Source organism: Allocoprococcus comes (assembly GCF_013300725.1).
GTDB lineage: Bacteria > Bacillota > Clostridia > Lachnospirales > Lachnospiraceae > Allocoprococcus > Allocoprococcus comes_A.
The window spans coordinates 34913-53804 of record NZ_JAAIMM010000025.1; the positions used below are offsets into that span (position 1 = coordinate 34913).

Here is an 18892-nt window from a genome sequence, read left to right on the forward strand (position 1 = left end):
AATAATTTTATGATATACTGTGGATATGATATGTAAAAATAGTCGGAGAAAGATTGGTGAATGCACGATTATTTAGGAGGAAAAAAGCATGACAGATGCAGAACAAAGAGAGGCTGCCCGTCAATTTGTAAACCGATGGATGGGAAAAGGGAAAGAAGATGAAGATGGACGTTCTTATTGGATTGATTTATTGACGAATGTTTTGGGAATGGATAATGTGACAGAACGTTTGAATTTTGAAAAGAAAGTTGTAATTGATGGAAATACAAAACGTATTGATGTATATATTCCTGAAACACGAGTAATCATTGAACAGAAGAGTCTTGGAAAAGCATTGGATCAGAAAATCAGGAATTCAGGAGATGTTGATCTTACTCCATTTGAACAGGCAGACAGATATAATGGGAAACTGACTTTTGATGAAAGAGCTCGATGGATTGTTACGTCAAATTTTGCTGAAATTTGGATTTATGATATGAACCAGAAACAGCCAGAACCGACAAAGATTGCTTTAGATGAATTACAAAGCAAATATCCATTGTTGGACTTCTTGGTGAAAAAGGAAGTAAAGACAATATCGCATGAAATGGAAGTATCAATAAAAGCAGGAGGTATTGTTGGGCTTATTTATGATGCGTTTTTAAAACAATATCGTATACCAGATATTAAGGAAAAGGATGAAACATTTGAGCAGAAAGAAAAAAGAGAGCATAAACTAAAGAGCCTGAATGCTTTATGTGTGCGAATTGTTTTTTGCTTGTATGCAGAAGATGCTGGTATTTTTGGAAAGAGAAATATGTTTCACGATTATTTGGAAACATATGAAGTAAAGGATTGCCGGAGAGCTTTAATAGAATTATTTAAGATATTGGATACACCTGTATCAGAGCGAGACGAGTATTTGGAAGAAGAACTTGCTCAGTTCCCATATGTAAATGGTGGGTTATTTGCTGATGAAACTATTGAGATACCACCTTTTACAGAGGAAATTAAAGAATTACTTCTTACAAAAGCGTCAGAAGATTTTGACTGGAGTGATATTTCTCCAACTATATTTGGAGCGGTATTTGAATCTACATTAAATCCTGAGACCAGACGTTCAGGAGGAATGCATTATACATCTATTGAAAATATTCATAAAGTTATTAGTCCTCTTTTTTTGGAAGATTTGCAAAAGGAATTTGATAGTGTTAGAGCAATTCAAGTGAAGCGTACCAGAGATAAAAAATTGGAAGAATTCCAAAATAAATTGGCATCACTTACATTTTTTGATCCTGCGTGTGGTTCCGGAAATTTCCTTACAGAAACATACCTGTCGCTTCGTCGTTTGGAGAATGAGGTGATAAGGGAAAAAGTTGGCGGACAAATGACATTGGTAGAGGTAAATAATCCAATTAGAGTTTCTATTCAGCAATTTTATGGAATAGAGATTAACGATTTTGCAGTTACAGTTGCAAAAACGGCTTTATGGATTGCAGAATCTCAAATGTTGGAAGAAACGAAAAATATTGTGTATGGATTTAATGATGATTTTCTTCCTTTAAAGACATATGTAAATATCACAGAAGGAAATGCATTAAGAATTGATTGGAATGATGTAATTCCTGCAGAAAAATTATCGTTTATAATGGGAAATCCGCCATTTGTAGGAGCACGTTGGATGGCGTCGGAGCAGAAGGAAGATGTTGAGAAGATATTTGAAGGATGGAAGAGTATAGGAAATCTTGATTATGTTAGTTGCTGGTATAAAAAAGCGGCTGACTATATGGGAAATTATAATATCAGAGCAGCATTGGTATCAACTAATTCAATTACACAGGGAGAAAGTGTTTCGATTCTCTGGAAACCTCTTTTTGAATCAGGTCTACACATTGATTTTGCATACAGAACATTTATATGGGATAGTGAAGCGTCAATAAAAGCGCATGTTCATTGTGTAATTGTTGGCTTTAGTAGAGCTGTAAATAATAAGCAGAAAATAATTTTTTCAGGTGAGAACACAATTCCGGCGAATAATATTAATGGATATTTGCTTGATGCAGAAAATATATTCATTGAAAAAAGAATGAAACCATTGTGTAATGTTCCTGAAATAGCATTAGGTGGGCAAGCAATTGATGGTGGATTTTTAATATTGACGGAAGAGGAAAAGGAAGAGTTTTTGGAAAAAGAACCACAGGCTTCTCCGTTTTTTAGACATTATATGATGGGAAAAGATTTTATTGATCGAAAGCCGAGATATTGTATTTGGCTTGTTGGAGCTGATCCTGGATTATTAAAAAAATGTCCGATGATATTAGAACGAGTGAATAAAGTACGTGAATTTAGACTTAGTAGTACAAGAGCGAACACAAAAAAAGCGGCTGAGAATCCAACTTTATTTGCATCAATACTTGAACATAAAAATCAATATATTGCGATTCCCAAAGTTTCTTCTCAGAATCGTAGATATATTCCAATGGATTATTTAGATGGTGAAATTATTCCGGGAGACAAATTATTCACTATGCCAAATGCATCATTTTATGAATTTGGTGTATTGATGTCGAATGTTCATATGGCATGGATGCGAGCAGTGTGTGGAAGATTAAAAAGTGATTATAGTTATTCAAACACAATAGTGTATAACAATTTCCCGTGGCCTGTAGTAACGGAGAAGAATCGGGAACAAATTGAAAAATCGGCACAGGAAATTTTGAAAGCAAGAACATTATATCCGAATAGTAATCTTGCGGCTTTATATGATCCTTTAACAATGCCAGCCGAGTTACGGCGAGCACATACTGCAAATGATAAAGCTGTTATGGCTGCATATGGCTTTAGTACAAAAATGACGGAAGCAGATTGTGTGGGAGAGTTGATGAAATTATACCAGAAAATGCAATGATAAAAGTTTATAGAGCTGTTTTTTTGCTCAAAGTAAAATATTTGAAAACATAGAATATTCCAAATCCATAAAAGATGAATAAAAACCAATATGGGAATTTTACAGGTGTTACAAAATTTGTAAAATTTTCATATTGGTTTTTTTGTAATATGTAAAAATTATAAATTTGGATATCGAGTAAGGTTTCGGATTTTTGATTTTTATGTATTTTTCAATTTTGGATATGGCTCCGAAATTGGCAATTTTGCGGAAGTGTATCCACACTTCCTGTCCTTGCTGTTTTTATAATCACATGGTGATTTCACAGGGATATAGGGCTGTTTAGCCTATTTTTTCTCCCTGTGCTGTGACCGAAGAAATTCGAGGAACCAATTATATATTTATGCTGAATGTGAGGAACTGGGGAGCACAATCCTCAGCAAGAATCCTACATCCGGAAAATATCATATTGCTAAAATAGCGATATGGTATTACCGGGGTGGATCTTGCTCTAGTGTGTACTGAGACCTCGGCATAAATAGAAAAATGGGTTTGGGGAATCTCCAGCAAGATGAAAACCTGATGAGAGAATATTGTGATGAAAGACAATATTGTTAAACACAGGTGGATCTTGCTCTGGGGTAAGAAAGAAGTATCTTTATATTATCAAAATGATATTTGGAGTTTATGTTGTTGGAAAGTCGTAAGCAGGAAGATAACTTCAAGTTGTTGGTGCAAATATAATGAATAGAAGTGTCCAGTACATTTTTGGTGATGGGTATTTTGGTGGAATCCATTTTTATTTATTTTTGAATAATAAAATTTTGAATCTGCAGCCGATTCTGCCTGCCGGACAATGTTTTTAGATATCTGTAAACGTCACGGACTGAAACTTGATGAAGAACCATCGGATGATGGAAGAAAGTATTTGGAAACACGATAGAAGCAAACGCTGTACTTATCGTCTTGTCTGGCAGGGAAGATTATTAGGCATTAACCAGAGAGATATCGGCAGAGAAAACAGAAGTGATAGACAATGATATTTGTTAGATATGCTTCTTGTCGTTGGCTGCATCATATTAAAACGCTTTTTACGTTAAAAAAGTGCTGTGATCACAAGGCTTTTTGCAAGCAAAAATGAAAAGGCTATATATAGGTAGCCTGTGAAACTGGAAGTGCCCATTTTGGGCCTGATTTAAAGAATAATGTTCTGACAGAGACCAATGGAATGACTCTCTGCTGGGGCTCCAAAAGAAAGGAAAAATGATTATGGAAAAAATGATGAATACAAAAACAGAGGGTAACACATTTACAAAGAAAATCGGGCAGACAGTCTATGTTGTCCGTTATCATTTCAATGAAAATGCAAAGGAAACAATGCAGGAGAAGATTAACCGGATGCTGGTTACAGAAGCAAGTCGACAGGCAGTGTATTAAAATTAGGTGGATGTAATTGAAGAAAAAATATGATATCATGTGAGTAACAAATCGGGATTTGGCAGATGTAAAAGGATTTTGACACGCATAATAAGTGATGTCAAAGCTATTTTGTAGACAATAGTGAGTGTTTTTCCTACAATAAAAGTGCAAGGAGGTATAGTGGCATGGAGCATGATATTGGATGCAAAATCAAGGAAGCCCGAATTGAAAAAAAGCTGACGCAAGAACAGGTTGCCGAATTGTTGGGTGTGAGTCGTCAGACCATCTCAAATTGGGAAAATGAAAAATCCTATCCAGATATTATCAGCGTCATTAAAATGAGCGAATGCTACGATGTCTCTCTTGACTATCTATTGAAAGGAGAACGAAAAATGAAAAGCTATTATGATTATCTTGAAGAAAGTACGAATGTTGTGAAAAGCAATGCCAACAGAAACAAGATTATTACGATTCTCTCCTATCTCTTGATTTGGGCGTTTGCAATGATAGTGTTCTGGTTTTTTACAAGTGGAAGTGACGCTATGGGTTACAGTTTGATGTTTCTTTGGTTTATTCTTCCTATATCCACATTTATTGTATCTATTGTTATTGGTAAAAATAACTTTTGGGGAAAAGGAAAATGGGCATTCACTCTTTTCTTTGGCGTAATGTATATGCTTGCTGAATATGGCACATTCAAAATGGCAAACAACATTGCTTTTAACAAACTGAATACCCCTGACTTGGGAATGATTGTAGCCGGAGCAATAATCTCTGCAATCGGTATGTTGGTAGGTTCACTGTGGAATAAGAAACGCCACAATCAAAAAAATAAGTAACAAGAAAAATTCAAGTTTGTAGAATTCAAAAATTTAATATGAAATGTGAGATAGAGCGTATGGAAATAATCTATACGTTCTATTTTTTTGCCTTTTTTGAAAAAGTGATTAAAAAACTATTGACATTTTGTTACTGGTAGAAGCAGATGGTTATAAAAAGCTTTTGATAACTATGAGTGCAAAAACAGATAGCTGCGAAAATTTATTATGAGCTAATAGCAAAATTTGATATTTTGTGATATTGAGGGTATGGGGAATCGTAATCTCCATTAAGTTCGTCAGAGAATCATAATCCAGAAATGGGATTTTGAGTTACTCTAGGCGATACTTGCTTTAGAAAATGATTTGCCATAATGAGTTAGAACATGGGAGGAGGAAGCGTTAAAAAAAGAGAGAGCCATAAGCAACTCTCTCTGTGATAAAATTAAAAAGTTATAGTATCAGTGATTCGGTAAGATTACAAAAATCCTTAACAGGAATATTTTCTTTAAGTGGTAAAGCTGTCTCTAAAAAGGTTTCGTCTGCAAATCTTTCGAGTTCAGAATCAAAATGTATAATTGAAGCATTTGTATTTAATTGGTATGGTGGAATTGTAACAAAATAATCATAATCTTCGTAAGAAGGAGTGGCGCAAGAAACTTTAATTTTTCCGTCCAATTTCAATTTTGCAAATTCTCCATAAATGGCAGTTAAGGCTTTTTTTCTTTCTTCATCAGAAGTAATTCTATCTACATATCTAATATACCAATAATCTATATTTCCCTCTTTTAATTCAATTAAATAATCGTATGATCTGGGCGTTCCAGATTTTATTGTCCATTCAACTTTATGCAGACTTGTCATCATGGAAAGTCCACGCATTAAAGTAGAAAAAAACTTTTCATGCACCTGAACAGTAGAGAGATCCAGAGAAAATCCATTGTCTGCAATTATCTTTTTTCGTTCCCGTATTTTCTTAGAAGAATATCCCGTTGCATCATATAATTCTTGGATAAGTTCTGGATCATCAATGGCTTTTGCAATTTTATCAATAGTGCTTTTATATGGTCTTCCAGATCGGGCACCGTTGAGCATTCGTGAAATGGTTGCATTATTTAAGCCTGTTTGTTCAGATAATTCTTTTTGTGTTTTTTTCTGTAAAATGATTTGAAGTATATTGATGAATCTTTCCTGATCGTAAACGCTGTCAGGATTTATTAGTGTGCCTGAATTTGATATAAATTCGTTCATTCAAATCTCCTCTTGACTTCTTTGACTTTGTATAAATTGACTTCTTGTATTTTATCTTATCAATTATATCCCTAAAAATCAATTTAAAACATAAAGAAATCAAAAAATGCTTTATTGATATTCTTGCAAAAGTCAAAGAAGTCAAAAACGTAATTGACATTTTGACATCTTTGTGTATAATGTAAATCAAGAAGTCAAAGAAGTCAAATGAATCAAAAAGAAAGGAAGGAGGGCTGTGGATTGAAATATAGGGTTGTTTCGATTTTGAAAGATAATAGACCACGTTTTTTGATTATTTCTGATATTGAAGAAATTGAAATCCTTCCATCAAAGTATTTGAAGCATCTGGATCAGATTAATGCTTCTCCGAATACTGTAAAATCTGCAGCTTTCGCACTTTCATATTATTACAATTTTCTGCAGGAGCAAACGATAGGATTGGATGAGATTATATTGCGATCCTATTCAGAGCAGAATAAACATTTTATTGATTTCTTGTATTGGGTTAAGAGTGGAAAGCATACTGAGCATAACACACAGACGAGCAATAAGACCTGCAATATGTATCTTGGTGCAGTCTTCAGATACTACCAGTTTTTGGCACTGGAAGATGTTTTGCCAATGCTTAAAGTCTTACGAGTAAAAAAAGTATCGTATTTTGACAGTATGGGAGTAAATCATCAAAATGCAGTGAATTCGTTTAAAGGTTTCTTCAAAGAAGAAGAACCTAATCTGGAAGAAATAACATCCGAAGAAATACAGGAACTGATAAATGCCTGTACGAATGATAGAGATCGATTGCTGATAGCAATGATGGCAGAAACCGGTCTTAGATTAGGGGAAATTCTGGGAATCCATTATACCGAAGATATTGATTTTGAAAGAAGGACGGTTCGGGTAAGGTATCGTGAATCCAATACCAACTTGGCAAGAGCAAAAAATGCAGAATATAGAATGGCTTTGTTAAGTAATACAACTTTTGAGTTCTTGGTTAAGTACATTTCTGATAACCGAAAAAGTCTGATGAACTCGGAGTATCTATTTACAAAATTGACAGGAAAAAACAAAGGAGAGCCATTAGATGCGGATTCTGTGTATAGCATGTTGAAAAGGCTATCCAAAAAAACGGATATCAATTCCCATCCGCATCAGCTCCGACACTATTTTGCGGAGGAAAGAAGAAAAGAAGGGTGGGATTTGAATGACATTCGTTTTGCCCTGGGGCATAAGAAAGTCGAAACTACCATTAAATACTTGGGTGAAAATAATGAACGATTGATAGAAGCGACAGATCAATACTACTCAAATAATGAAGATTTATACCAAATTGCAGATTTTCTGTAAAAGGAAGGAGGGATTACCTTGGCAGTATTAAAAATTGTTCCGAAGTTATATCAGGAAAAAATATCTGAGAAATTAAAGGAAGAAATATCTTTAGTTACAAATGGAGAAGCAAAATACTATAACCGGTTATACAAATTTTTTCAGTATACCGATATACAGTGTACTGCAGATATTAACTATGAAACGAGAAAAATGTATATGGATTCTCTTGAAAAAGAGGATATTTCAGAAAAATATAAAGCGGAATTACTGAGCTTATTTGATCGTTTAAAAATAGAAAATATGCCGGATGTCTATTCACAAGGAACCCCCTTCTCTGTAGAACAGGAGTTTTTTAAGCAAGACAAATTGTTTTTGCTGTATGTCCCCAATAAGAAGAAAGCACAATCTTTCCGTCAGGTGGTTGATAAGAATGATTTGTTATGGGACTTAACGAGGATACATTCATCACAGTTGGTGCGACAGACAAAAATATTGCTGTGTGAAATTCTGAATATGGATAAGGTACAAAGACATCGAAGATATTTTTTAGAACCATTAAAAGCACTTATACGGTTTTGCGATAAGTACGGAATAGATGATATTGAAGAAATGGAACAGGCAGACGAAAACAGATTTTATCTGTATTTAAACAAGGAGTCGGAAATTATAAAAAAACAGGCTTCTAAGATTGTTGAGTTTGCGAGAAGAACGTTATTTCTAACAGATTCAGAGACAAATTGGCGAGCGTGTATCTGGTATATGGATAGGTTTCAGTTTGATAAATCGAGAATCAATGCCAGTTCACCTGTTAAAAGCCTTTCATTTATTAATATTTACGAAAAAGAAAATCGTTGGTATTTACAATTATACGCAAAATATTTGGTCGGGATATCTGATCTGTCTTTATCAAATATCCGAAATACAATAAGTTTTATTTCACAATTTTTAAAATATCTGGATGGACAGAGTAAGAAAGTAACTGAACTGGCGATGCAAGATATAGCGGATTATGTGTCTGTTTTGGATGAGTCCGATATTAAGTATTCCACTTTTAACCGATATATCACACATATGCATACATTTCTACAGTTTTTGAAAATGAAAAATATTGAAGTGTTGAAGTTTTATCCGGAACGATTTTTAAAAAAAGGTTTTTCGGAACACAATGAAAGAAGTGTTCCAGAAAAAACAATTGCTCATCTGATTAAGGAGCTGCCGGCATTCCCAGAGCATTTACAGTTGATGTATTTGATTTTGCTTTGCACAGGAATTAGGAAAAGCGAGGTTTGTACAATAAAATCGGGAGCCTTTTATTCACAAGGCAATGAGAATTGGATGCGCATATATCAAAGCAAAATGCGGAGAGAAAAAGTTATTCCTGTTCCCAGTCTATTGGTTGGACTGGTGAATGATTATGAAAAAAAGTACGGAATAAAAAATGGGGAGTATTTATTCAAAAATAAAAAGGGTGGTGCATTTAATGGACAGACATTTTCAAATCAGATGATTCGGGAGTGTAAGGTTCGTGGGATTGCCTGCGGAGATTATATCTTTAGAGCACACGATTACAGACATAACCTTGCAACTTCAATGTACGGAAATGGGGTTTCTATACAAGGGGTACGAGATTATCTAGGACATTCAAGTGAGAATATGACAAAACAGTACATTGATTTCATGCCGAACGTATTGTATCGGCTGAAGATAAATATTTCTCTAAAAATCAGTCATTTAAATTGAAAGGAGCAGAAGATGATGAAAGGTAATATTAATTTGATTTCGTATGACTGTTATCAACAAGCTACAGAAAAACAGTTGGCAGGGCTGAAATGGAAGGAAAACAGGGTGTACTACATATCTGAGATTCATAATGAAAAGATACAGGATGAGATTTATGGGTATATCGATGATAGATGTAGACGTTTGTCATTATCAACAGTAGTAAATGATATTTACAGATTTGATCTGTTGAAAGAATTTCTGAATGAGAAGTGTACAAGTTGTAGCAGCATTACTGATAAAAAATGGGAAGAACTGGAGAGAAGTTATAAAGCATTTTTATATAAAAAAGGATTGGCGCTGTACGTTAGAAGAAATAGACCGGATAGGCGGAATGTTGAGCAGCAAAGTAGCGCTCAGGTTTCTTTTCTGAAAATGTATTATGAGTATGTTGTGAAGTGTAAAACAGCAGATATTCCAGAAAATGAAAAAGATGTATGGGATATGAGAAAGTTGGATATTGTGCCAAGGAGTAATCCGATTCGTGGAAGATATAGATTAGATTTTCGTGAGATCAGGCAGAAAGAATTTAAAGAGATAATAAAGAAAATATTGTATAGCCACTGCCAGACAAAAGCAATGGGTAGTATAAAAGGTGAATTGCGTGGATTCCGTCGGTTTGCTAGTTTCATGTATGATCGATTCCCAGAAGTAAAGCACTTTACAGAAATTAGCAGGGATATGATAGAAGATTATCTGGTTTATATAAAAACGGATACCGGTCTTACATCAGTCAGTTACACGACAGAGCTGTCGGTTTTGGATAATCTGTTGGATGAAATAGGGCGTGAACTGGAAATAGAAAATATATGCAACCTTTTTCTGTCCAGTGATTGCAGAGCATATGATAACGCTTTACCAGAAGCGTATTCAGATGCAGAAATCAGGAGATTTAATTGTGCATTAACAAAATTAAAGCCCCAGTTAGGCAGATGTTTAATAATACATCAGATGCTCGGTACAAGAATAGAGGATACGTTGACTTTGCGAAGAGATTGCTTATCTGAGAAATCAGGACATTATTTTATAACTATTATCCAGCAGAAAACAAGGAAATACAAAAGACCAGTTAGCGATCAGCTGGCAGAATTGATTAGAAAAGCAATAGAAGTTTCAGAAAAGGAGCATCCAGATTCAGAATATATTTTTCTGCAAGATAATGGAAAATTGTATACAGATTCAATGCTGAAATATCATGTAAATATCATGATTTATGAAAATGATATCAGGGATGATAAGGGAAATTATTTTGAGTTTCGTACACATCGTTTTAGACATACTTTTGGAGTAAAACTTACAGAAATGAAATTAGATGATGATAGCATTGCAAGGCTGTTGGGGCATAAGGATACACGAACCATACCACATTATCGGCGGTTAAGAAACGAAGCATTAGCGGAGGATACAAAGGCTGTACGAGATGAAATGAATGAATTATTAGCACAATACAGGAGGGAAAAGGAAAATGCAGAAACACGATAAAATGGTAGCACTGGCAAAAGAAAAAAGTGCGGAAATGACGGAAACAGCAATAACAGCTATTGAAACAATGTATAGAAAAAATATAAAAATTTCAGTTGCTGAACTTACAAAACTAACAGGACTTTCCAGAGGTTTTTTCTATAATAATCCGAATGTGAAACAGGTCATGATGGAATTGAAGGAAAAACAACAGGGAATGATATTGCGAAATCCTAAAAGTGATGCTATTGCAAAAGCACAGGAAGCACGGATTAAGAGTTTAGAACAGAAATTATCCGATAGTGTTCCGAAAAACGAATATGAAAGTCTTCAGAAAAAATATGAAGAATTACAGGTGAAATATAGTCAAATGAAAAAGGGAACACTGTTGAAGATGTACGACCAATTATAGGAAGAAAAGGAGAATATTTTATGCAGAACGAAATTTATGATGAGAAAAATGGACTTACTTATATGTTATGTGGTGATTATTATTTGCCAGAATTGGCACTTACAGATATCGAACCAACTTATGGGAAATATGGGATGCTTCGTAAAAGCTATTTACAGGAACACAGAAAGGCAAAATATCAAATATTGTTGTTACAAGGAAAACTTGTCGAGCATTTGAATCAGATTGATGCAGAAGCAAGGGATAGAGAAGAACAATTAGTAAAACAGATGATGGAGAAAGAAGGAATTACAGAGGAATTAAAAAGGCAAGACAACATGGAATGGACAAGGAGGATGAATACCCTTTGTCATGATGCAGAAGAGATGATTTTGACGGAAATGATATACACGAAAGGATAATGAACTGCATTGGATAGCAAGAATTTTGCAGCCCGGATAGCAAAAAAGTGGAAGTCCGGATGGCAAGATTCTTGCTGTCCGGAAAGACAAAAAAGTGAGGGATTAAAAATGTTGGTTAAGTACATAATAAAAGTGTTTTTATATTTAATTCTTGCAGTAATGACATTGATTCGCTGGTTATTAAAAATTCCGATGATGTTGGGAAATATTTTGCTTTACTTTTTATCAATTATATTTATTCTGACAGGTGTTTTGAGTTATGGATTTGCATTGGAATCTGCAAGAGAATGTGGGCGAATGATAATAATTGGGATGGCATTTGGTGCAATACCAGACTTTGTCCCATTTTGGGGAAAAAGTTTAGAGACATTGGTTGCCAAACTGTTAAGTATGACAAATGAATGAGAAAGTCAATATGAAAGAGGGCTGTGAAAGGCTCTCTTTTCTTTTTGCAACTGTGGAATGGCAAGATAATAACGTTATATACAGTGTATATTAAGTACAGATATTGTATTTCTGCATGATGGGAACATAGGGAGTCCATATAAAGGCGATTAATACAGGCCATGATGGGTCGATCAGTACCGGTCATGCGAACAGTCCGGATGATATGATGAGCAGATTGTCTACAATGGTACTGATGGGGATTAAACTTCCGCTGGAAGCAGTTATGCGTCAGATCGCTTCCGGAATCGATATCCTGGTACATCTGGGACGCCTTCGGGATAAGAGCAGGAAAGTATTGGAAATCATGGAGGTATTGGGATATGAAAAAGGAGAAATCAGGCTTCAACCGTTATTTTCCTTTCAGGAGACGGGAAGTAAGGATGGAAAAATCCAGGGGGAGTGGGTGAAAAGATCCACGCTTACACGGACGGAAAAACTTATGGCGGCAGGGTATCAGCCGGAAGGAGTATGCCCTGGCAATAACGGAAAGTACTCTTCTGGTGTTTCTGATCGCCATGCTGTTCTATTCAAGACTGTGGATGATGGCAGTGCTTTTTCCTCTGGGAATGAAGTATTACGAAAGAATGATCCGTCAGGCGGAGGAAAAAGGGAAGAGACGTTTTGAAAGACAGTTCCAGGATGCACTTCAATCACTGGAAGCGCAGCTGAATGTGGGATACTCTATGGAGAACGCAATCAAAGAGGTACAGAGAGACCTGCAGATCATGTATGACAGACATGCACTTATTGTACGGGAATTTACGTATATGGTAAGGCAGCTGAATCTGAACGTAACCGCGGAAACTGCCTGGAAGGATTTTGCTGCAAGGGTAGCACTTCCGGAGGTGGATACATTTGTCACTGTATTTTCTCTGGCAAAGAGAAGCGGAGGCGACAGTATTCTGATCATTAAAAATGTGGTTAGACAACTTGGTGATAAAGCGGAAGTAAAAAGAGAAATCGATACCGTAATTGCAGCGAAGAAAATGGAATTTCAGATCATGTCAGTGATCCCTTTGGGAATTATTGGTTATATGCGTCTGAGCTTTCCGGAATTTATGGCAGGGCTATACGGGAATCTGCCAGGAGCGGCTTTTATGAGTATTTGTCTTGGAGCTTACATTGCTGCCTGGAGACTTGGATGTAAGATTGTGGAAATCGAGGTATAGAAATGTGGTTTTGTATCGGAATGTATTTCTTTCTCGGAGTTTGTGCACGGATGTATTTCAAGAAGAAATCTCTTTTCGGAAAATGGGACAGGCTTCTCAGGCAGATATTTCTTTTGATGATGGCGGTGACAAGCCTGGCATTTTTGTCGGAAATCGTGCAGAAGACAGGGACGGAAAACTCTGAAACCATGCAGATAAAGCGGAACGGGTACGGGGAAGGACAAAAAGAAGCGGCGCTTTCTATGCAGGTTGAAGGAGAAAAAAAGCAGGATATAGAAATTCGGGTGTCACCGAAGATTTACAGTGAAAAACGGCTGGAAAAGGAGTTTCAGAAAGCGAGGGAAGAGCTTGTAAAAGCGATTTCCGGGGAGAATAAGGATCTGTCGCATATAAAGACAGATCTGGATCTGGTAACAGCATTAGACGATTTTCCGTTTTCGGTTTCCTGGGAACTTAGCAGATATGATGTAATGGATTCGCTTGGGAGACTGGATCAGGAAAAAATCCGGGAAGAAGATCCGGAGAATCAGGGGATTGGGATGAATATTACCGGAGTTCTGCATTATGAAGATAAGGTATATCCGTGTGAGATGGATCTGGTTATTTTTGCAGGACAGGAGAAAACGCTTTCCACGAAAGAGCGGGTTCTGGAACTGGTAAGATCACAGGACAGTGCTACGAGGCAGAAAGCATATTTTACATTGCCTTCCAGTCTGGACGGAAGAAAAATTGCCTGGACAGAGGAGAAAGATTCAAAAGTGATTCCGATTCTGATGCTCGGAATGGCGATAAGTATTCTGCTTGTCGGAAGAGAAATACAGAAAGAAAGCAATCGGAAGAAGACGAGAAAAGAGCAGATGATGCTGGATTATCCGGAAATTATCACAGAGTTTACGATGCTGACCGGTGCCGGAATGACAGCAAAAAATGTGTGGAAAAGGATTGCGGAAGACTATGGGATCACCAGGGGAAAAACGGGAAGAAAAAGAGAAGCATATGAAGAAATCTGGAAAACCTGGCAGGAAATGAAAAGTGGGATTCCGGAGATGGAATGTTATGAAAGATTTGCAAGAAGATGTGATCTGATTCCGTATATGAAAATGGGAGCACTTCTTTCACAGAATCTGAAAAAGGGTGCAAAAGGAATTTCTGAAATGCTTCGTATGGAGGCAGTACAGGCACTGGAGGACAGAAAGAGCAGGGCGAGACAGCTGGGAGAAGAGGCAGGAACCAGACTTTTGATCCCAATGCTTTTGATGCTGATCATCGTGATTACGATCGTAGTTGTACCGGCATTTTTGTCGATCCAGGTGTAGGAGGTGAGAGAATGAAGGAGGTAAAAAAGAAGCTGTGGACGGGATGGATCAGAATTCAGAAGATTCTGACGGAAAAAGACGGGATATCAACGGTAGAATTGATCCTTGTACTGGTCGGAATATTAACCCCCTATTATGGGGTGAGTATAAAGTGTATAACGTAAGAATATGTGTATAAATCAAACTCAATATACAGTGAAAGGTGGAAAATGTGTATGAGGTCAAAGGAAAAAATAGCAGAAGAGATTGTGTTGATTAGATATTATAATGTACTGTTTTATTTATTTTTTAAGACAGGGATGGATGATTTTAAGAGACAATGCTTGATAAAGAAAATTGATGACGGGGAGTCCATGAGGATGAAACAAATACAAGACTGGTGTCATTGCCATCAGATTCCATTTAAGACCAAATTTACTTATAGAAAAGATTTTTCTTTCAGAGTTAATTTATGGAATTTGTATTCATATTGTAGGTTTAAGATTGAGCGACAGTAAACTGGATTATGTAGCATAAGAGTGTATAGCGTGTCTGTTGTCTGATTTTTGCCATATATAAGTATAGGATACACAAAGAATAGAAAAGAATGTGTATTCAGTTAGATAAGAAAAAAGAACTGGTTTATATTCGATAAGAACGATATAGACTAGTTCTTTTTTAAGAGATTATTATATACACAGGGAGTAGGTGAATGTCGAGTTACAGCAGACCATCAAAGAATGCATTGATATCTGTATGAAAGATCTTTGCCAGAGCGACTAACTCAGACACTTTGATGTTCATGCGGTTTGTTTCCAGTTTGGCATAAGTGCTTTTGGATATGACAATACCCATGAGATTCAATTTTGCAATGATCTGGTCTTGCGTTAGATTATTTTTGTATCTAAGAGATTGAATATTTTTACCGATATCCATATCTGGTCTGATTTTCTGCATAATACGTTCTCCTTAAAAAATAAAAGTTTCGTTATTTGGAAACATATATATTGATTCTAATGAGTTAAAAATTTATAATGTTTCGTAATAAAGAATTATTTCTGAAAGGGGACAATCTATGACCGAAAGTGAGAAAGAAAAAAAGATTTTCTTGAGTTACTGTGGCAGCAGGGATCAGGAGTTATTGATGGGCAGAAAAAAGATGACATTGGGGGATATGGAGAGATTTTCATTTTTAACAGAATTCTTTGGCTTGGAAAGTTATGGAATAAATCTATGGAAAGAGTTTGGCGATGATGTGGAAGAACCATTGGATGCGCTGATCAAGTTATTAGATGAATGGGAATATGAAAACGATACGTGGATCGATGATGATGGAAGATTAGAAAGATGGCTGGTTGAATTTCAAAAGCATGCGCCAACGAAAGAGAAAAGAGAGAAGCTCCGAAAAATGATTGATTTAAAATATAAGAAGAGAGGATTACCATATCCAACAGAGGCAGACTTCGATTAAGGGGTCTGCTTTTCTTTCGCTATTTTTGAAGGAGGTGATGCAGGTGGAGGTAAGTATCCATGAACTTTTAGCGGCGGCAAGGGAGGCGGTGAAATCGGATTATATCAAAGGCGAAAGCATTTTATGTGAAACCAGATATCGTCCGGATACCCATTACATGGTAGAAATAGAGATGTTAAAAACAGATAACACGCTGGGGAAAAAAGGAGCTTATATCCGGAAATTTTTGACGGAAGATGAGTATTCTGCCATGTTACAAAAGCAGGAAGAACATCTCATAAAAATAAAAAGACAGGCCATTGTTCACAAAGGAACATTGCGATATATCCCTCTCCCGGACAGGCTGGACAGCCGCCGGGAGAGGGATATTTTTTAACCGGCTGGGAAAGAACAGGGAGTGTTCCTCAAGCAGCAGCGGTATGAGAACCCCAGAGTTTCCGCAGGTTTTGGGGCGTGAAAACTTAGAAAAGTGTTCAAAACAGGCACTTTTGCAACGATCCGTTGCAGCAGAAAAAGAGTTCTTGGCTTTATGCCAGACGAAAAAATGAAAGAAGGATGTGATTGTGATGATAGTAGGAATTGATCATGGGTATTATGCGATCAAGACAAAACATGTGTCTTTTCCCAGTGGCATTATCGAGTATGATTATGAGCCGTATACGATGCAGAATGTTCTGCAGTATCGGGGAAAGTATTATGTCTGCGGTACAGGGAGACAGACGCTGGTAAAAAATAAAACGTCCAATGATAATTATTATCTGCTGACGTTGGCTGCGATTGCAGAAGAAATCAAGAACCGGAAAGCGGAACGAAAGACGGAAGTCATTCTGGCTGTTGGACTGCCTTTGTCCAGCTTTGGAAGGGAGAAACAGGGATTTCGGGAGTATCTGTTGCGGAAAGAACAGCCAGTGCGCTTTTTATATGAAAGTGAATGGTATGAGATACAGATCAAAGATGTGAAACTGTTCCCACAGGGGTACTCTGCCCTGGCTCTGCATCCAGAGTACCTGAAGAATGAACCATCTGTTCTTCTGGTGGATGTTGGTGGCTGGACGGTTGATCTGATGAGACTGGATAATAGTGTTCCGAATGCGGCAACCTGCAGGAGTCTGGAGCTGGGTGTGATCCGATGTATTGATGAGACGGCAGAACAGGTGCGGAGAAATACCGGACTGTCTGTAACGGAAACACAGATCGAACGTGTGCTTCGTGGGGAAACCTGCAGCATGGCAGAAGATGCAAGAGTTGTCATACAGGAAAACGGACGGAAATATATCGAAAGAATTCTGTCTGCGGTCACGGAATCCGGGTTTGATCTCAGGGCGGTGCCGAGCGTATTTATGGGTGGAGGTTCTGCGATTTTAAAACGCCACGTGACCGCACAGGACGCGATTTGCCGCCCTGTTTTTATAGAGGACGTCCATGCGAACGCTGCCGGGTATGAACGGATTGTAGAGCAGATGTGGGCGAAATGAAACGTCCGGTATATTCGTTCCGTCCAAACCTGAAAAATCCGGAACATAAGAAAGCATGGGAGAAATTCCAGAGTGTTCCGGAAGGACAGAAAAACCAGTACCTTGTTCAGGCGATTCTGGAAAAAGAGGACCGGAAGTGGATGGAAGAGGTCATCCAAAAGACGATCAAAGAAAGTGTTCGGGAATTAAACATTTGTGGCGGTGCGGAACAAAGTGGAACAAATCCACTGGCTGAGGATATCCCGGATCAGATGATGGATTTCCTATCTCAGATGGAAAATATGTAAAGGGGGTGAGGCCTATGATTGTGCGATACATACATTGTTGGATCTGCTAGGGGCAGGAGCAAAACAGCATCGATATCTTTGGTAGGTATTGTGAATAGCTTTCCATGCATCTTTGGAGTATGTTGTGTGTAGCGAAACGGAAAGGAGAAACGCTATGACAGAGATGAAGAACATATGCGGAAAGATCCCGAAGGACTTACACGAAAAAGTAAGAGAAGAGATTGAACTGACAGAAAGCAGCACACAGAAATTTATACAGCAGGTCATCGAAGAACATTTTGAAAGACTTGCAGGAAAAGGAGAAATGAGCATGGGAACAGCAAGAACAATCGCAGTACAGGTATCAGAGGAATTATTCCAGAGATTAAAAACAGTCATCGCAAAAAAAGGCATGAAACAGAAAGACTTCTTAATTCAGATCATCGAAGAGGCACTGGAAAAGGCAGAAGGCGAATGGCAGAACAAAGACAGCATGGAAGAAACGGAACCTGCAACCGGAGAATCTGGAACAGAGGAGACACAACCGGACGAGGAAACCGAACCGGAAGGAGAAAACGAACCGAGCGAGGAAAGCGAACCGGACGAGGAAACCGAACTGAAAGAAGAAAGTGAGCCGGACGAGGAGACTCAACCGGAAGAAGAAAACAAAGCAGAAGAACCAACAGAATGGTAACAAACAGATACAGAGAAATCAACAGGCGGTATGAGAAAAATCATGCCGCCTGTTTTTATCAGCAAAGGAGGTTGATAACCGCAACCATTCAATTTTTTGATCTCTTTAGCGGAATCGGCGGATTCCGTGAAGGCTTAAGACGTGCAGGGGGATTTACCTGTGTCGGACACTGCGAGGTGGATACTTATGCGGATAAGAACTACCGATTGCTGTTTGACACAGAAGGGGAGTGGTATTGTAGTGATGCACGAACAATTGAACCAGAACGAATGCCGGATTTTGATCTGCTCTGTGCAGGATTTCCTTGCCAGGCATTCTCTATCGCCGGAAAGCGAGAAGGAT

Annotated in this window: 20 protein-coding genes and 1 pseudogene; 19 read left to right on the top strand and 2 right to left on the bottom strand. The window is 37.4% G+C overall.

Annotated elements, in window-relative coordinates; all coding sequences use genetic code 11:
* Positions 1-88: 88 nt before the first annotated feature.
* The 3 genes from G4407_RS12735 to G4407_RS12745 all read left to right on the top strand — a co-directional run bounded on the left by G4407_RS12735 (position 89) and on the right by G4407_RS12745 (position 5124).
* Entirely contained in the window at positions 89-2887 is a 2799-nt protein-coding gene (locus G4407_RS12735) for a DNA methyltransferase (RefSeq protein WP_015513592.1), read from the top strand.
* A 1248-nt stretch (positions 2888-4135) separates the two neighbouring features.
* Positions 4136-4303, top strand: a complete 168-nt coding sequence (locus G4407_RS12740; RefSeq protein WP_015513594.1) for a transposon-encoded TnpW family protein — start codon at positions 4136-4138, stop codon at positions 4301-4303.
* 167 nt (positions 4304-4470) lie between these two features.
* Positions 4471-5124 (top strand): helix-turn-helix transcriptional regulator, encoded by a 654-nt coding sequence (locus G4407_RS12745; protein ID WP_015513595.1) that lies wholly within the window; start codon positions 4471-4473, stop codon positions 5122-5124.
* A gap of 432 nt (positions 5125-5556) precedes the next feature.
* Here the strand turns inward: G4407_RS12745 and G4407_RS12750 are convergent, their stop codons facing one another.
* Positions 5557-6354: a helix-turn-helix domain-containing protein gene (locus G4407_RS12750; RefSeq protein ID WP_015513596.1), complete on the bottom strand. Its 798-nt coding sequence runs from the start codon at positions 6352-6354 to the stop codon at positions 5557-5559.
* A gap of 240 nt (positions 6355-6594) precedes the next feature.
* Between G4407_RS12750 and G4407_RS12755 the strand changes: the two genes are divergently transcribed.
* From G4407_RS12755 to G4407_RS12800, 10 genes and pseudogenes are all read left to right on the top strand, one after another.
* Positions 6595-7698 carry a tyrosine-type recombinase/integrase gene (locus tag G4407_RS12755; RefSeq protein WP_173689186.1) on the top strand — a complete coding sequence of 368 codons (1104 nt, stop codon included), beginning with the start codon at positions 6595-6597 and terminating at the stop codon, positions 7696-7698.
* A gap of 18 nt (positions 7699-7716) precedes the next feature.
* Positions 7717-9420, top strand: coding sequence for a tyrosine-type recombinase/integrase (locus tag G4407_RS12760; RefSeq protein WP_243868842.1), 1704 nt, complete (start codon positions 7717-7719; stop codon positions 9418-9420).
* Between the two features lie 12 nt (positions 9421-9432).
* Positions 9433-10941 carry a tyrosine-type recombinase/integrase gene (locus G4407_RS12765; protein ID WP_243862294.1) on the top strand — a complete coding sequence of 503 codons (1509 nt, stop codon included), beginning with the start codon at positions 9433-9435 and terminating at the stop codon, positions 10939-10941.
* Positions 10925-11332, top strand: a complete 408-nt coding sequence (locus G4407_RS12770) for a DUF6262 family protein (RefSeq protein WP_008374214.1) — start codon at positions 10925-10927, stop codon at positions 11330-11332. The genes G4407_RS12765 and G4407_RS12770 overlap by 17 nt, the downstream gene beginning before the upstream one ends.
* A gap of 20 nt (positions 11333-11352) precedes the next feature.
* Entirely contained in the window at positions 11353-11733 is a 381-nt protein-coding gene (locus tag G4407_RS12775) for a TnpV protein (RefSeq protein ID WP_055151993.1), read from the top strand.
* Positions 11734-11742: 9 nt separating this feature from the next.
* Positions 11743-12138, top strand: coding sequence for a hypothetical protein (locus G4407_RS12780; RefSeq protein ID WP_227275210.1), 396 nt, complete (start codon positions 11743-11745; stop codon positions 12136-12138).
* A gap of 139 nt (positions 12139-12277) precedes the next feature.
* Positions 12278-12634, top strand: a pseudogene (locus G4407_RS12785) (ATPase, T2SS/T4P/T4SS family); the annotation flags it as partial.
* 112 nt (positions 12635-12746) lie between these two features.
* Positions 12747-13349: a type II secretion system F family protein gene (locus G4407_RS12790; RefSeq protein WP_173689187.1), complete on the top strand. Its 603-nt coding sequence runs from the start codon at positions 12747-12749 to the stop codon at positions 13347-13349.
* 50 nt (positions 13350-13399) lie between these two features.
* On the top strand, positions 13400-14665 hold the full coding sequence (locus tag G4407_RS12795) for a secretion protein F (RefSeq protein WP_173689188.1): 1266 nt from the start codon (positions 13400-13402) through the stop codon (positions 14663-14665).
* Between the two features lie 11 nt (positions 14666-14676).
* A complete protein-coding gene (locus G4407_RS12800) occupies positions 14677-14829 on the top strand; it encodes a hypothetical protein (RefSeq protein WP_173689189.1) in 153 nt (50 codons plus the stop codon).
* A gap of 535 nt (positions 14830-15364) precedes the next feature.
* Here G4407_RS12800 and G4407_RS12805 read toward each other — a convergent pair.
* Positions 15365-15601 carry a helix-turn-helix domain-containing protein gene (locus G4407_RS12805; protein ID WP_117604155.1) on the bottom strand — a complete coding sequence of 79 codons (237 nt, stop codon included), beginning with the start codon at positions 15599-15601 and terminating at the stop codon, positions 15365-15367.
* A 187-nt stretch (positions 15602-15788) separates the two neighbouring features.
* Between G4407_RS12805 and G4407_RS12810 the strand changes: the two genes are divergently transcribed.
* The 6 genes from G4407_RS12810 to G4407_RS12835 all read left to right on the top strand — a co-directional run.
* The gene (locus G4407_RS12810) at positions 15789-16115 is read left to right on the top strand and encodes a hypothetical protein (protein WP_226969491.1); all 327 of its coding nucleotides are present in this window, start codon (positions 15789-15791) and stop codon (positions 16113-16115) included.
* Positions 16116-16152: 37 nt separating this feature from the next.
* Positions 16153-16491: a DUF5720 family protein gene (locus G4407_RS12815; protein ID WP_173689190.1), complete on the top strand. Its 339-nt coding sequence runs from the start codon at positions 16153-16155 to the stop codon at positions 16489-16491.
* A 190-nt stretch (positions 16492-16681) separates the two neighbouring features.
* Positions 16682-17590, top strand: coding sequence for a ParM/StbA family protein (locus tag G4407_RS12820; RefSeq protein WP_004614527.1), 909 nt, complete (start codon positions 16682-16684; stop codon positions 17588-17590).
* Positions 17587-17877 (top strand): plasmid segregation centromere-binding protein ParR, encoded by a 291-nt coding sequence (locus G4407_RS12825; protein WP_173689191.1) that lies wholly within the window; start codon positions 17587-17589, stop codon positions 17875-17877. Before G4407_RS12820 ends, G4407_RS12825 begins: the two co-directional genes overlap by 4 nt.
* A 154-nt stretch (positions 17878-18031) precedes the next feature.
* Positions 18032-18550 (top strand): hypothetical protein, encoded by a 519-nt coding sequence (locus tag G4407_RS12830; RefSeq protein WP_117739225.1) that lies wholly within the window; start codon positions 18032-18034, stop codon positions 18548-18550.
* Between the two features lie 71 nt (positions 18551-18621).
* A partial coding sequence (locus G4407_RS12835; RefSeq protein ID WP_173689196.1) for a DNA cytosine methyltransferase occupies positions 18622-18892 on the top strand: 271 nt, incomplete at its 3' end.